The following is a 14,358-nucleotide window of genomic DNA, read 5'->3' on the forward strand; positions in this document are numbered from 1 at the left end:
GTTCATTGCTTCCATCCCTGGTAAAGTTCACTCCCGGCGGCCTATGCACTTGTTTGTATGCGTTCCGCCGAACGAACAATGCTCTTGAAATGGATTCGGTTGCTTCGGCTACTACTTTGGGGGTAATAATTCGCATGTTGAAAATTTGAGTATTTTTAGATTTCAAACAGCCAAAAGAAGTAGTCGTCCCCCGCGACGTCGACGTTTCGAAATCGACTGAGAAAGGGGGATGGCGGTAGCAGTTCCAGAACTGATCCTCGGGGAAGGTTGAGTGTTAAGCCATAGTCGCCGCTGAGATCGTCGCCGGCCTGGTTTTGTTGCCCCGATAGTAAAGAACCTCGGGCTTGATGTTGGCCCAGATCCCGCTAACGTTGACGAGGGTTGGTGCCAAGAGTAGTCGAAGCCGTATTCGCCGACCATACCCGAGCGAGCCCACCTATTCGGGATGGCGCCATGCCGATGATCGCACCCGCCTTGGCCAGGTTACCGAAAGCACGCTTGTGGATCAACTGATCGACGTGTGCGCGCTCACCTCGATCATGTCGAGCACGGGCAATCCAAGCCTGCCATCGGTCGCGCCCGACGCGATGGCGATGATGACGCATCCCACGCCCGATCTGGCGCTGGACGAAGCAGGCTTCATCGCACACTGCGTCGCCTTTGCGCGGCGGATCGCCGGCAGCTCCTATCCGCTGGACGAAGAGGAATATCGCGTTCTCATCGGCGCGGAACTGTGCCGTGGCTACGTCCAGGGCGGCTTCGGACGGCAAGGCGCGGCGATGGCCCTTGCGGGCGACAGGAGGGTGAGGCTATCGACGATCCGCGCGCCGACCCTCGTCATACATGGAACGGAGGATGCCCTGATCCCGCTCGCGTGCGGTTGCGATACCACCGCCTCTATTCCCGGCGCGGAATGGCTGCCGATCCCAGGAATGGGGCACGATCCGCCGCCATCCTTATACCGGACCGTTGGCGACGCGATCGGGCAAACCGCCCGCCGCTCAGCCATGACGGTATCGTGAGAGCAACATCCTCTCGAGGGTTTCAGTCAACCGCCTTCGAAAACGAAGCCGAGCCTTTTTGATGACTTAACTGGATCATCAAGCACAAGATCGCCTTGGAGGCTGATGTGCCCAAAAGCCAATGGGCGGCTTTCGGCTCAACCTAGGGCATTCAACGCGGCGCAATCGACATGCCGGAAGCGGACCTTCCCGAGGCCTGAAATGGGTCAACAGCGGAATTATGCCAAGTACGAACCCATGGCAGATTGCCAAAAATGCCATGAGCCGCTCTTGATCGCTCAAGGGCACTGTGCTTTCACAAAAGGTGTGGCTAAGTCAGTGGTGCAGGTTGAATTTCAAGCGCCTCATATTCGTACAGGACACGCATGAACTGGGCTTGGAATAGCAGCCTAAAGCGCTATGGCATCGCATGCTTCATAAGCTCGATTCCGGCTGACCCTGATGGCGATGGCGATTCGCAGCAGTTCTTTGACGAGCTGAATCAGGCAAGAGATTGGGCCAAAAGAGCTATTGAGGGCGGCCGCTTCAAATACCTGGCGCTCTGGGACGGAGTGTCAGGAACGCACTGGGAATGGATTGAGGATTTTTGCGAGGAGCCTAGCACTTGAACTGCTCGCTCTCGCCGGGCAGCGAGGTCCCTTTGACAGCCACCGCTGCTGAGCGTTCGCCGCCGACATGCCGTTCGCCAGCTTGGCCTCGGCATGGATGAACAGGCCATTGTCGTCATCACCATCAATTTCAGCATCAGCGAATGGGCTAACTGATCATTGCGACATCGTCGAGACCGGCAACGAGAGCTGGCGCTTCAAGAACCGCCTCTGAACTCACCACCGCCGGCCTCAAAAAGCCGTGTCGATCTCCACGCCGCCTACGGCGGCGCTCGGATCGCCACGGCCTTCTCAATTCTTACGACCGGTCAATATTGGACGCCCATCGGGGATCGGCATTGAACGCTGTTTGACAGATGTCGCCAGCGTGGTTGGCGGACTCTCGATTGACCGAGTAGCTAAATTCGACGGGAGCAGCCCCGACAAGAGTCATTCTCAGGGCACCTATTCAACCCCAGCGAGGCCGTCGCTGAGGCTCACGTCACAGGTGATAGCACGAAGCCAGCTCTGGGAAATCGGTCGAAAGGACATCGACCACCCCGCCTAAGGTAACGATTGAAAAGTGACGCATCATCTCGCGATCGTGAAGCACGATCTCCTCGCTGAAGCTCCGGGAAAAGGGCGAATCTTCGACCAGGAATAACCCCGTCTCAATGCCGATTACCTGTCCGTTCATGGGCGACTCCACTTGAGACATGGGCGTAACCCTCCAGCACCGCGGCATTTGGAACCTTACCCGAATATCGCATCTATCCCCAGCGCGCACGTACATCCGAATGGCCCAGTCCTCCTTCATGAATTTTATTCCGGTCAAAGTCTCACCCGCATACAGGCCGGCGTAAGGCTCAGTATAGCTCGCTGTCATTTATCTCTCCTTGGCCATTTGGAGAACCGCACGGTTCGCCTTTGTGTGCCGCTTACAACGCGTGACCAGGTAGCGGCCCGCGACCAGATGTTTGGCTGACGGCAAATCGGTCGAAAATCGCTCTCGATTCATTTTGGCGATCGATTCGATTTGGCGGCCTGAATGCGTGCGCGCTGCCGCGTTGGTTACGCTTCATGAGTCGGCAAATCGTATGAGGTAAGCCGTTTGGATGATCGTGAGAGTTGAGGCCCTCGCGGGACTAGAAGATCACTGTGATTAGTACAACTACGTCCTCGGCCTCGTCGAACGGATTTATCTCTCCGAAATCGAGCGCTGAAAATCACGCTGTGAAGATATTCGGCAGTGCTATTCGCGAGATTTGTGTCCGACCAGACTGTTGAAGCGAGCAAAGCGCTCGCGACTTAGGCAAGGCCGTCGACGGCGGCAGCCAGACAACAACTGGAAAGAACACCGCACGATGAAAAATCAAAGGAACGCATCTGTGACAACTAAAGGCTCTGACAAGAAGTATCCCAGCCATACCGTCTACTGGATCGCCACCGATGGACCAAAGAGGACGTGGCAGCCCATCGGCGTGATGTGGAAAAATGCTGAGGGAAAGGGCTTCAACGTCGTACTGAGTAAAACTCCGCCGACTCTTGAACTAACAGCGCTCCCGTATCTCAGTCGACGGAAAGAGGAGAACTGAGAGGTCCCTAGTCCCCATACCGTTCTTGATCGGCGGACCCCGCGGGGTCCGCCGATCATGTGGAGGGATGCGCATAGTCTGACACAAAGCAGTGCCATGCCGCTGCATTCTCTTCCACGAGGAGTTGGAGCCCGGCCTCTGAAGGATGGATAGATCGACGCGAGCACGGACCACGGATCATATAAGTGAAGAATGCAGGGCCCTCTTCGACGCGACGGCGGGCCGGCCGGGGTCGGTCGGATGTATCGGCTCGATCGAGGGTAGAGTCTGGCTGACCGCAAGCTGCGGTCAAAACGCCACGCCATCAAAGCTCAGGTGTCGCTCCTCGTCGGCGGATGAAGGCCAATTCGCGTCTGTCGCTGGACTCCGTCCAGCGACAGACGCCTGCGGCCATGCTTCCGCACGCTAGAAATCGTCGCTAATGGCGCACGGGATTGCCTACCGCCATCTCCGTCACCTCGATCCGGGCTGGCGCGGCGAACGAACTAACCGCACTGTTCCAACGCGAAGCCCGGCGTGATCGACTCCAATCGCCGCGCCGAGTTAAGCTCGAACGCTATGCTCGCCCAGGCACAGAAGCGCCGACGCTCGGCAGTCCATCGGGGTCCGTCCAGCCGATTCAGCCCGGCTTCCACGAGCGCTTCGATGGCCTCATACCAACGAATTGCTGGGTGGGTACGTGTCCCCCAGGCTCGACCGTGCTGAAGCCAAAATCGCCGCATGGTTGACGACTGCAACATCTATTTCTTCATTCGGCGCTCGGAACATCCCCGTCGCGGCTTACGCCAAACCTCCTCATCTAGGCGCAATTCCACGCTAACGCGTCGGGCCCCGCCGCTGCTGGCTAACAAATCAATGGCGGGTCATCAGCGATCGACAACATCTGCACTGATGCCGGTACCAAAATTCGATGTAGCCATTCCCATCACTGGAACTCTCGGGTCGCTTTGCCATAAGATTCCTCAGCATCAGCAACTCGAATCAAGGAACTTGTCTTGCCGATACATCACTACATTGATTCTGGTCCGATCGGACAGTCATCGGATTCGGATGTTAAAACCACTCAGGTTGATAATTTCGCCGCACAGGGCGACGACGGTACTCTTACTGTCGAAATAGCGCCAAAAAAGCATCGTCGCTTAGTCTACAAGCACCTGGCCGGCGTGACGGCGCCGTCCAAACACCTAACAGTCCCGCAAGCGCTCGATCAAATAGGACGAAACGATTTCGAAACATGGGGAACGCAAAAGGCATTTAGGTACATGCCGATCATCTTGACGAAAACACAGAGAGTTTTGAAATACTCCATTACAACCACCGTAATGGGGACTTTATATAAGATCACTTCTGAAGAGATCCCGGCGGGACCATCCACAACCGAGGCTGTGAAGCAGTTTCGCGCTGCGCGTAGGGCCCTCAAAGAGGCCATTGAATCTGAGCAAGTTATCGCAATCTATCATAAGACGCCTTCGGAATTTTCTCCCTATCCGAGGGCTCTACTGTCCGGAACGAGGGCCAAGACGGTTCAATTTGCTCTGGGGGTTATGCGCAGCAATCGTCTGTGGTGTCCAATTTTCATAGAGCAAGCCAGCTTCGAACGTTGGCTACAATCCAGGCGGCAAGGCACCGGCCAGCCGGAACCGCAACGAGCACGATACTTAGGCTCCGGTAAGGAACGAGCAATTGCCGAGGCAATCGAACAGTCTAGTTCGGCTACTTCGTGTTATCCGCGGAAAGACGAGCTAACTAATTTGATTGCCGATGCAGTCGCATTAAGCGGCCGTCCGCCAATAGCTGACGCTGAGATCAAACGAATCCGGCATGATCTAACGTCACACAAATTTCACGACGCAGGTAGACCAAAGAAAAATTTGGCAAAGCTGTCGGAGGACCAGAGAGCGACGTTCCTGAAGGCTATCCTCTTAGCGGTCAAGAAGTAGCCGATATGTGGGCCTCCCGAAGCCGCTATCCCGCACCTTCCGTGTAAACCTACGTCTTTCGAAATCGCCCTCCATTGAAGCGCCCCATCAGCGGCGCGGAAACCGACTCGTACGCCGGCTTTCTATTAGATCGCATTGTGGGTAAATTGCGCTTCCGCGAGCTGATTCAAAATACGATCGAACCGACCTCGGAAATTTATAACCGCAGAACGCTCACTTTCATTGCCGGTGCGCTTAAGTCCGAGCGCGTGTAAATTGAATCGAAGCGTCGCTTAAATCGTCACCACTATTCGATCGATTCTGACACCCGCATCTTCCGTCCCGTCAACAAACGGAGGGTGCGATGCACACCGACACAAGGAGATCGCCGATCGCGAACGAGCGACTGCTTCGACTGAGCGATATTGTGAAACCGAATGGGATACTTCCCATTGCAAGGAGCACCTGGCTCGCCGGCATCAAAGACGGTCGATATCCGAAGCCTATCAAACTAGGGCCGAGGATCGCCGTATGGCGCCTGGGTGATATAGAGCGGCTTCTCGGCAGCTAGGCCCAAAGAGTCGGCCCGATGCGAAACCGAGACTGAAGCCGATTCGCGCGAACTCGCGGCCGACGCCAGGGAATGCAACGGGAGCGTCGGCGGCACCACTAAACGGTGCCGGCGGTGCGGTAGGCGTCTGCCTGCCCTCCGCGAATATACCGATGCACCCGGAGTGCTTCCGTTCCGAACGCCCTACCAGCAAAGCTGGTGGCGCAGAGCACAATCAATGTCAACCATCGAAAGTCGCGTAACGCGACTTGGGAGAATGCATGTCTTCAAAAAGCAAAACCCCACGTCACATCGACGTCAAGCTCCTGAAAAAGCAAATCGACAACGATCCGTTGGCCGCAGCGGAAGCGTGCCAGGGTGAGTTCGCCGATCTGCGCGACACGTCACGCGCAACCAGGAGCCGCCTTGTGCTCAAGTCCTTTTTTATCGCGCAAGCCTATATCGCCGACACCGTTCTGTGGGAGGACTTCTTAAGCAACCCCTACTGGGTGCATTCGAAGACCAAGATGAAATCCACGAAGCCAACCGTCGAGAACATCTCTCGAGCGGTAATGATCTTTGTGAAACGCGCGAAAACCGTGAGCGAACGGAAGCGCGCTTACAAGTACGCCAGCGCCGTCACACCGTTCTTAGAAGAGGACTCCTCACCGGCGGAAGTGCAGAAAGCTCTCAAAGGCGGGATCGAACGGCTCATTCGTAAGGCGGCTAAGGCGCGGCAGAGCAGCCAAGCCGCTGATGCGCAGGACGACGCATCAGCGGCTGCCACCAGCCACGTACTTGGCATCACAGTACCTCTGGAGCTCTATCAGAAGGTCATCAAATCGCGCGATGGAGAGCTCGTAAAGCTTTTTGTTCGACGTAATGGCACGAAGAACAAGCGCGTGATTTTCGATGCCGAGAAGGTCGCCCGCGTAAGAGAATAGCTGGCGGAGCGGGCATATCCCTCGCATATATTGGAGTCGATATGCCCGCTACACGATCTCATCGCTCATTCGTATGTAACCAACACTTGACGACAATACTGTAAACTACATTTGCGCTGTTCATATGTGCTTTTTATCGATGACTCGTACTATAGATCGACGACTGTAAATTATTGGAGCCACATATATAATGCCTGGACCCTTCGTAATACCGAATAGATATACCCAGTACACGCGAATTGGCAAGGCCGCATCAAGACTGAACAATCGTGGCATCGGCCGTCGCCGATTCGCTGTCGCCGAGTTCTCGAAGTTGAGAGCGCACGAAATGCGCGCGTTGAACCCTTGGGCGGGTGGTTTGTGGCGCCGCGCATTGATGAAGGCCTTCGAGCAAGAGCGCTCTTCATTGCCCACGATCGCCATAACCCTTTACTCGGAACAGTGGTCCTTCGCTCTCGAAGGGGCATCTCGGCCACCAGTACTTGAGGACATGCTCGTTGCGATGGAGAGCGATGTCAGTGCAGCCTTAGAGGGCCTCTCGTACCTCCTCCTTGTCGATGTCGCGATCCATCGAACGTCCCGAGGAAGACAGCAAACGCTTTGCTATCACCTCCATGGAGTCGCGTGGGGCACAAAGGCTGAGATCAAGGCGCGGCTCAAGGGATGGGGCAGTGGCTTTATGGGGGCGCCTGGGCACAAGCTCGTGGATATCTTTGATCTGAAGGGTTGGATCGATTACAGCGCCAAAGACACTCGCTGCCGATACGTCACCAACCCCGTGCGAGCGCCGCTCGGTCGCGAGACTCATCACCATCACCGGGAGCGGCTCTGGGGACCCCAGCTCGGAACCTTGCTCGGTGTCTATGGCGATCTCAGAAAGCCTCAGTTGGCACTTGCGGGAGGAATCGGGGCCAAAATCCTCAAATCGGCTCGGGCCGTTGCCACGCAACGCGCTCGCGAGATTGATCCGGACTGTCAAATAGAGTTCTAAGACGACCCTGCGAGCCAGCCGTCGGTTTGGATTGTACTTGAATCAGAAAAGCAGAGTTGGCGTTTGTCGACCGGCTAGCCAGTCGGAGCCGGCCCGGCTTCATCGGAGGCGTTTTTGTTTGGGCCACGCCGCGATGGCAGGCTCGCCCAGCATTGCATAGTAGTATTCCTCGGCTTCGGCCGGCGGAATATTGACGAAGGGCTCTAGCAGTCGGTGACGCTGAACCAGTCGACCCAGGTCAGAGTCCGCGGAGACACGGGACTGGTCACGCACGCGCCGACGTTGCGGCGGCGGTGTTCGAAGCCGCCACCAATCCGTCAGCTCCGCTCAAGAACCCCGTCGGCGAGGTCGCGATCGCTTGGATGTCGTAGGCAGGCCCAGCATAGGCTGTACCGGGTCGCGCAGAGTCAGATACTGCCATCCCGAACTGTTTAGATTGTTCGCTCTATGACCCGCTCGGCTGCTCTTAGGCCGCTTTCCCAGGCGCCATGCGCCGTCGAGAAGTCGGACCGGTGCGTCGCTTCACCTGCAAAGAATAGTCTGTCATCAATGGGTTATGCCAGTATCTGGCGGGCGTCGGCGTGGCCTGGCAGCGCGTGGCTGTAGGAGCTGCCGATCCACTCGGTGCCACACCAGGACGAGGCTACGAACGGACTTAGGTGGCGACGGATATTGCTGCCCAGAAGGGCTGACAACTCGTCCACGGCAAACGCAAACCCCTCCACAGGGCCGGCGCGTTCGATGAGGACCGCACCCGTGCCGCCGCAGAAGGCCTCAATCACCGGCCGTCCCAAAGGGCGGATGTAGTAGCTGAGGCAGACATTGGGATCCATTCTGAAGCGACGCTCTGACTATCGTGTCGCAAGCAGAAAGAAGAAACAGCGCTTTCTGTCTGCGCCGAATATCAGCGGCGCTCATCGAGGAAGCTTATAGCTCAACCTCTCAGGCTCCCGACTAGCCCCACCATCCTATCAACGACTGCTGATGGAAGTGCCCGAAGATGGTGCGGCGCACCGCAACCACAGACAGCCCTGAACGACCGCTTTCCGGGCTCGGTTTGAATTTCGCCAGTTGGCGCCACCACGACCGCCGGCGGTCGGTCTGCGATATCCGTTTCCGGGAATGTCAGCGTCGGCTGTATCGACTGACTTGCCAATCATGACGCTCTAATTATCTCTCTGAGCTTGGAATTCCATATATCCAAAGCGTCTCTCTTTATTTTAATACTCTGTGTATGAATGTAATGCTTCAAAAGCGTATGCGTGGCAGCATTTCCAGCCGAGTGCCCCACTATAGTTGCAATAGTTTCAAGAGAAATACCGAGTTCCGCCATTGAGGTCGCCGCAGTTCTCCGAAGATCGTGAGTAGCAAAACTTTCAATAGGACAATCCTTTCGGCGCTTGATAATTGCTCCGCCAATCTGCGAGGCGGTGGCGGCAGCGCCCCGCTCGCTTTCAAAAAGAAGCTCTGAGGTGGAGTAGTTGAGCCGCTCCATCACAATATCTTTGGCAAGACCATCAAGTGGAGTAGCTCTGGGAGAGCCATTCTTCGATCGCTCGGCAGGCAGGTGCCAAACCCAATTTGAGTCGATTTCGGAACGAGCCATGCCTCCGATCTCGCCAATTCGAGCACCAATGCACAGCTGCAACCTAAGTGCGGCCACATGGCTAGGGAGCATGTTAGAGGAGGCGAACCAATGCCAGGCTGTCCTAACTTCGTCCGCACTGAGCACCCGGCTACGAGCCTGGCCGGCATCGTAGGTGGGAAGCCCCCAGATCGGATTGGTCTCGATGAGGTCAACGGAAATAGCCCAGCGAAACATTGTGCTGATAGACTGTCGTCGGGCCTCGGCCTCTCTAGTCATACCGGCGTCTGCGACAGCATCCAGCAATTCACGAAGATCCCGGCGACGGAGATCATCCGCGTACCTAGTAAGGACAGGCAGGAGAGCCCTCTTCAGCCGACGTTCGATTTCGACGGCAGTGCGAAGTCTCCCTCTGACACGCCTGTGACAATAGCGTTCGATCAGTTCTGCGATCGTGGGCCGTGCGGCCATCAGAACTTGGGCCGCATCCTCCTCGCCGACTAGATCGCGACCGCCCCTGGCCGCTGCGGCGAGATCGTTGGCGCGCTCGCGAGCCTCGGCTAAACCAACTTCGGGGAATCGGCCCAAAGAACGCCGTCTGACCTGACCGCCTTTGATACGGTAGCTCATATCCCACGTTTTTACGCCGGAAGTCGCGACACGGATGGCCAAACCAGGGCATCGGATATCGGGCACACGATATGGGGCTTTCTCCGGATGGAGCGCCTCAACTGATCGCGCGGTCAATGCTATTCCCGATTTAGTAGCGCCTGATCCACTTACCACGGAGTCGTCCTCCCGTTTTCCGTCGCAACCGTGTCGCAACAAATTTATCGGATCTTACCAAACTGTGCCACACCTCTCCGACCGTTGGTGCGCAATTATCGGCGGTTTTCTGCCATTAATTGTGCACTTTCGAGTTTGGCTGGATGCAAGCTGAAGTGTTGGATGCAGACGGTTTTGGTCCATCTGCGTGAGCCACGCCGGCTGTGGCGCGAGATCGGGACGAAGCGCTTCATCGGCTTCATGCTGACGTCGATCGGCTCGCTGATCGCGGCGGCGGTGCACCCGCTCTATATCGCCACGGCGCTGGCGATGCTGTTTGATCCTGCGCGGCTTTGGCGGGCCGACAGCCCGCTGCTGTCGGTGGTCACGGGCCTCAACGTCACCAATTTCGTCGCCGCCTATCTGGTCTTCGTGGTGTTGTCGCGGCAGACCTATCGCCTGCGCAGGCAGAAGCGGCCGTCCAGCGCCCTCCTCTATCTGCCGGCCTATTGGCTGTTGCTTGCCATCGCCTGCTACCGCGCCGTTTTCCAGCTGTTGCTGGCGCCGCATCACTGGGCGAAGACGCGGCATGTCGGCCGCGAAAAGCGGCGTACCCGCGCGGCGGCTTGAGCGGTCGCGCAAAAGCGCATCGCCTTTGTCGGAATATCCGCGTGTCGTCCGTCCTTGGAGGAGACCGAAGAACCAGGAGGATCAAATGACCTATGTCGACGGCTTTGTTATCGCTGTGCCGAAGGCACATCTCGAAGCGTACAAGAAGATGGCATCAACCGCCAATGAGGTCTGGAGGGAGCACGGCGCCCTCAGCTACGTCGAATGCCTCGGCGACGACGTGCCCATGGGGGAACTGACATCGTTTCCCCGTGCCGTGCAGGCGAAGGAAGATGAAATCGTCGTCTTCTCATGGATTACTTATCGCGACCGCGCTCATCGCGACGCCGTCAATGCCAAAGTCATGGCTGACGAACGCGTCAAGGCACTCATGGAGAACATGCCCTTCGACGGCAAGCGGATGATCTATGGCGGGTTCAACGTCATGATCGAGAGCTGATCAGGCGCGGCGTCCCCGAGCCGCTCTAGGCCGTCCGTTCCTCGCCGACCAGCCTCTGGCCGGCGACGGGATGCACGTCGACACCCAGCATGAAGGCGTGAAAGGCGCGGCCCTCGAAAAGCGGATGGAAGGCCCTGTCGAGCACGTTGAGCCCGCCGGCCAACGCGCCGAAGGCCGGCATGATCAACCGCTCGCCATTGGCCGCAAAGCAGCGCCGCCGCACGGAGCGCCCACGCCCGACGACCCGGGCGGAGGGGTGCAGATGGCCGGCGACCTCTCCGACCGCGCGGCCCGGGCGGGGCTCATGGCGAAAGGTCAGCGAACCGATCGAAAGCTCGCTCGTCGCCCAGCCGCCGAGGCCGTTTGGCGGCTCCGGATCGTGATTGCCGGCGATCCAGATCCATTCCGTCAGCGCGGTGAGCGCCGTCAGCGTGGCGCGGTCGCCCTCTGCGAGGCGCGCGCCCGCGCCGCGATCGTGAAAGCTGTCGCCGAGCGCGATGACCCGCGCCGGCCTCAGGCGGTGGATGAGCGCAGCGAGCCGCTTCAGCGTCGCGGCCGTGTCATAGGGCGGCAGCATCTGCCCGCGCGCCGCAAAGGCCGACGCCTTTTCGAGATGGAGATCCGCCACCACCAGCGTCGACGCTTCGGCCAGATGCAATCCGCCCTCGACCGTCAGCGTCAGGCGCGTGCCGGCAATCGTCCACTCGGCCGGCCGGGGCTCGGCCGCGGGCACTTTCAGGGCGTGCTGGTTGAAGATCATGCGCCGATTCGTGTTTCGTTCTCGTCCCATCCTAGGGGCGCGGGATTCCCGTCGGCAAGCCCCCCATGCCGCTGGCATCGGCAAATGCGTCGCCCATCGCCTCGCGAACGAGGTCATCTACGTTCTCGCGGATGATCTCCTCGGCGGCAGACCCGGCGACGCTTTCCTTGCCGATGTCGAGCATGACGGGCACCGCGAGTGGCGAAATGTGCTCCAGGCGCTGGTGCAGGATGGAGCCCTCGACGCGCATGAGCATGTCGGAGAGCCGGGCGACGTCCAGAAGCCCGGTCGCAGCGTCTGCCCAGGTTGCACGCAGCAGGATGTGATCTGGCTCGTGGCTGCGCAGGACGTCGTAGATGAGATCGGTCGAAATCGTGACCTGACGTCCGGACTTCTCCTTGCCGGGATGCCGCCGCTCGATCAGGCCCGAGATCAGTGCGCAGGCGCGGAAGCTGCGCTTCAGGAGGTAGCTCTCGGCCAGCCACGCATCGAGATCGTCGCCCAGCATGTCCGGCGCGAAAAGATCGCCGAGCGCCGGCTTCTTTCTGGCGAACGCCGCGCCCATGTCGCCGAGGCTCCAGATGGCGAGCGCATAGTCGGAGGCGACGAAGCCGAGCGGCCTCAGCTTCGCGCGCTCCAGCCTCCGCGTCAGCAGCATGCCAAGCGTCTGATGCGCCAGCCGCCCTTCGAAGGGATAGGCGACCATGTAGAAGCGATTGCCCCGCGGAAACGTCTCGACCAGCAATTGATTGGCGCCCGGCAGGACCGAAGCTTCCTTCTGGATCCGCAGCCAGTCGGATACCTGATCCGGCAAGCGCGTCCAACTGCTTTCATCGGCCAGCAGGCGGCGGACGCCATCGGCAAGATAGGTCGAGAGCGGAAACTTGCCGCCGTTATAGGAGGGAACTTTCGGCGCCTCATCATGCGTGCGCGAGACGACGACGACATTGTCGCGAATGCCTTCGAGCTTCACCACGAGGCCGGCGAACAGGAAGGTGTCGCCCGGCGCGAGTTGCTCGGCAAAATATTCCTCGACCTCGCCGAGAACGCGGCCGCCCATGCCGACGGGGCCGCCGTTTTTGCGTGAGGCAAGGCGAACCTTCATCAAGGGCGCCTCGACGATGGTGCCGACATTCAGGCGATATTGCTGCGCGATGGCGGGATGGGTGATCCGCCAGAGCCCGTCCTTGCCCGCCCGGATTTTCGCAAAACGCTCATAGCTCTTGAGCGCATAGCCCCCTGTCGCCACGAAATCGACGACGCGGTCGAAGCTTTCGCGATCGAGGCCCGCATAGGGCGCAGCGGAGGTCACTTCAGCGAACAGCGCCTCGGCCGAGAAGGGCGCCGAGCAGGCCATGCCAAGCACATGCTGCGCCAGCACGTCGAGCGCGCCGGTCCGGAGCCGCGGCGTGTCCTGCGCGCCCGTCAGGCTCGCCTCCAACGCCACGGTGCATTCCATGACCTCGAAACGATTGGCAGGCACGAGGACGGCGCGGGAGGGCTCGTCCATCCGGTGATTGGCGCGGCCGATGCGCTGGGCGAGCCGGCTTGCGCCCTTGGGCGCGCCGACATTCACGACGAGATCGACATCGCCCCAGTCGATCCCGAGATCGAGCGTCGAGGTGCAGACGACGCAGCGCAGGCTCGACGCCGCCATCGCCGCCTCGACGCGCCGGCGCTGGCCGACATCGAGGGAGCCGTGATGCAGCGCGATCGGCAGCGCATCTTCGTTGATCCGCCAGAGTTCCTGGAAGATGCGCTCGGCTTGGCTGCGTGTATTGACGAAGACCAGCACCATGCGGCTCGCCTTGATGGCTTCGTAGATGGCGTCCATCGAATGAACGGCGGAATGGCCGGCCCAGGGGATGCGGTTCTCGGTCGGCAGGATGGTGACGTCGGGCTTGGCGCCGCCCTTGACGATAACGAGATCGGCAAGGTTCGGCGGCGCGCCCACCGATTGCGGCATCAGCCAGCGCCTGAGATCGTCGGGTTCGGCCACGGTTGCCGAAAGCCCGACGACACGCAGGCCCGGGCGCAATTGCCTGAGCCGGGCGAGGCCGAGCGATAGCAGATCCCCGCGCTTGGCCGTCACCAGCGAATGCAATTCGTCCAGAACGACGGTCTCAAGCGTATCGAAGAAGCGGCCGGCATCGGGATTGGAGAGCAGCAGCGCGAGTTGCTCTGGCGTTGTCAGCAGGATGTCGGGTGGGGCCAGCTTCTGACGCTGGCGTTTGTGGGCCGGCGTGTCACCGGTGCGCGTTTCGACTGAAATATCGAGCCGCAGCCCGGCTACTGGCGTCTCGAGATTGCGGGCGATGTCGACGGCCAGAGCCTTCAGTGGCGAGATATAGAGGGTGTTGATGCCGGGGCGGCGCGTCGTCTTCGGACGTCGGGCGAGATCGACGAGGCTCGGCAGGAACCCCGCCAGGGTCTTGCCGGCGCCGGTCGGCGCGATCAGCAGAGCCGAACGCCCCTGTTCCGCCTTTTCGAGCAGCGCGATCTGATGCGGCCGCGGGGACCAGCCGCGCTGCGCAAACCACTCCATGAACGGCTTCGGGAGAAGATCGGCGG

At 59.3% G+C, this 14,358-nt stretch carries 12 protein-coding genes and 1 pseudogene; 8 read left to right on the top strand and 5 right to left on the bottom strand.

The window, feature by feature from the left end; all coding sequences use genetic code 11:
- Positions 1–500: 500 nt before the first annotated feature.
- Both BUB39_RS21080 and BUB39_RS25645 read left to right on the top strand, forming a co-directional pair.
- Positions 501–1,022 carry an alpha/beta fold hydrolase gene (locus tag BUB39_RS21080; RefSeq protein WP_073057755.1) on the top strand — a complete coding sequence of 174 codons (522 nt, stop codon included), beginning with the start codon at positions 501–503 and terminating at the stop codon, positions 1,020–1,022.
- A 365-nt stretch (positions 1,023–1,387) separates the two neighbouring features.
- Entirely contained in the window at positions 1,388–1,630 is a 243-nt protein-coding gene (locus BUB39_RS25645; protein ID WP_073057756.1) for a hypothetical protein, read from the top strand.
- A 481-nt stretch (positions 1,631–2,111) separates the two neighbouring features.
- Here BUB39_RS25645 and BUB39_RS21090 read toward each other — a convergent pair whose 3' ends face one another.
- A complete protein-coding gene (locus BUB39_RS21090; RefSeq protein WP_073057758.1) occupies positions 2,112–2,495 on the bottom strand; it encodes a hypothetical protein in 384 nt (127 codons plus the stop codon).
- A 1,704-nt stretch (positions 2,496–4,199) separates the two neighbouring features.
- Between BUB39_RS21090 and BUB39_RS25300 the strand changes: the two genes are divergently transcribed.
- From BUB39_RS25300 to BUB39_RS21110, 4 genes are all read left to right on the top strand, one after another.
- Entirely contained in the window at positions 4,200–5,144 is a 945-nt protein-coding gene (locus BUB39_RS25300; protein WP_139251569.1) for a hypothetical protein, read from the top strand.
- Positions 5,145–5,487: 343 nt separating this feature from the next.
- Positions 5,488–5,694, top strand: coding sequence for a helix-turn-helix transcriptional regulator (locus tag BUB39_RS21100; protein ID WP_073057762.1), 207 nt, complete (start codon positions 5,488–5,490; stop codon positions 5,692–5,694).
- A gap of 260 nt (positions 5,695–5,954) precedes the next feature.
- Positions 5,955–6,617 (top strand): hypothetical protein, encoded by a 663-nt coding sequence (locus BUB39_RS21105; RefSeq protein WP_073057764.1) that lies wholly within the window; start codon positions 5,955–5,957, stop codon positions 6,615–6,617.
- Positions 6,618–6,945: 328 nt separating this feature from the next.
- A complete protein-coding gene (locus tag BUB39_RS21110; RefSeq protein WP_073057766.1) occupies positions 6,946–7,608 on the top strand; it encodes a hypothetical protein in 663 nt (220 codons plus the stop codon).
- Between the two features lie 431 nt (positions 7,609–8,039).
- Here BUB39_RS21110 and BUB39_RS21115 read toward each other — a convergent pair.
- Positions 8,040–8,420: pseudogene (locus BUB39_RS21115) on the bottom strand (FAD-dependent oxidoreductase); the annotation flags it as partial.
- Positions 8,421–8,764: 344 nt separating this feature from the next.
- Positions 8,765–9,979 (bottom strand): tyrosine-type recombinase/integrase, encoded by a 1,215-nt coding sequence (locus BUB39_RS21120; RefSeq protein ID WP_175561920.1) that lies wholly within the window; start codon positions 9,977–9,979, stop codon positions 8,765–8,767.
- Positions 9,980–10,141: 162 nt separating this feature from the next.
- Here BUB39_RS21120 and BUB39_RS21125 point away from each other — a divergent pair, with 162 nt between their 5' ends.
- Both BUB39_RS21125 and BUB39_RS21130 read left to right on the top strand, forming a co-directional pair.
- On the top strand, positions 10,142–10,588 hold the full coding sequence (locus tag BUB39_RS21125; RefSeq protein WP_073057772.1) for an ABC transporter ATP-binding protein: 447 nt from the start codon (positions 10,142–10,144) through the stop codon (positions 10,586–10,588).
- An 85-nt stretch (positions 10,589–10,673) separates the two neighbouring features.
- Positions 10,674–11,027: a DUF1428 domain-containing protein gene (locus BUB39_RS21130; RefSeq protein ID WP_073057775.1), complete on the top strand. Its 354-nt coding sequence runs from the start codon at positions 10,674–10,676 to the stop codon at positions 11,025–11,027.
- A 25-nt stretch (positions 11,028–11,052) separates the two neighbouring features.
- Here BUB39_RS21130 and pdeM read toward each other — a convergent pair whose 3' ends face one another.
- Together pdeM and BUB39_RS21140 are read right to left on the bottom strand one after the other, a co-directional pair.
- Positions 11,053–11,787 (bottom strand): ligase-associated DNA damage response endonuclease PdeM, encoded by a 735-nt coding sequence (pdeM, locus tag BUB39_RS21135; protein ID WP_073057777.1) that lies wholly within the window; start codon positions 11,785–11,787, stop codon positions 11,053–11,055.
- 31 nt (positions 11,788–11,818) lie between these two features.
- Positions 11,819–14,332, bottom strand: coding sequence for a ligase-associated DNA damage response DEXH box helicase (locus BUB39_RS21140; RefSeq protein WP_084527831.1), 2,514 nt, complete (start codon positions 14,330–14,332; stop codon positions 11,819–11,821).
- Positions 14,333–14,358: the final 26 nt, after the last annotated feature.

It is taken from the genome of Kaistia soli DSM 19436 (genome assembly GCF_900129325.1).
Classification (GTDB): domain Bacteria; phylum Pseudomonadota; class Alphaproteobacteria; order Rhizobiales; family Kaistiaceae; genus Kaistia; species Kaistia soli.

Excerpts from the sequence above, each read along its gene's own strand:
- BUB39_RS25645 (WP_073057756.1), top strand. The coding sequence starts at position 1,388 with ATGAACTGGGCTTGGAATAGCAGCCTAAAGCGCTATGGCATCGCATGC.
- BUB39_RS21090 (WP_073057758.1), bottom strand. The coding sequence starts at position 2,495 with ATGACAGCGAGCTATACTGAGCCTTACGCCGGCCTGTATGCGGGTGAG.
- BUB39_RS21100 (WP_073057762.1), top strand. The coding sequence starts at position 5,488 with ATGCACACCGACACAAGGAGATCGCCGATCGCGAACGAGCGACTGCTT.
- BUB39_RS21105 (WP_073057764.1), top strand. The coding sequence starts at position 5,955 with ATGTCTTCAAAAAGCAAAACCCCACGTCACATCGACGTCAAGCTCCTG.
- BUB39_RS21110 (WP_073057766.1), top strand. The coding sequence starts at position 6,946 with ATGCGCGCGTTGAACCCTTGGGCGGGTGGTTTGTGGCGCCGCGCATTG.
- BUB39_RS21125 (WP_073057772.1), top strand. The coding sequence starts at position 10,142 with ATGCAGACGGTTTTGGTCCATCTGCGTGAGCCACGCCGGCTGTGGCGC.
- BUB39_RS21130 (WP_073057775.1), top strand. The coding sequence starts at position 10,674 with ATGACCTATGTCGACGGCTTTGTTATCGCTGTGCCGAAGGCACATCTC.
- pdeM (WP_073057777.1), bottom strand. The coding sequence starts at position 11,787 with ATGATCTTCAACCAGCACGCCCTGAAAGTGCCCGCGGCCGAGCCCCGG.
- BUB39_RS21140 (WP_084527831.1), bottom strand. The coding sequence starts at position 14,332 with ATGGAGTGGTTTGCGCAGCGCGGCTGGTCCCCGCGGCCGCATCAGATC.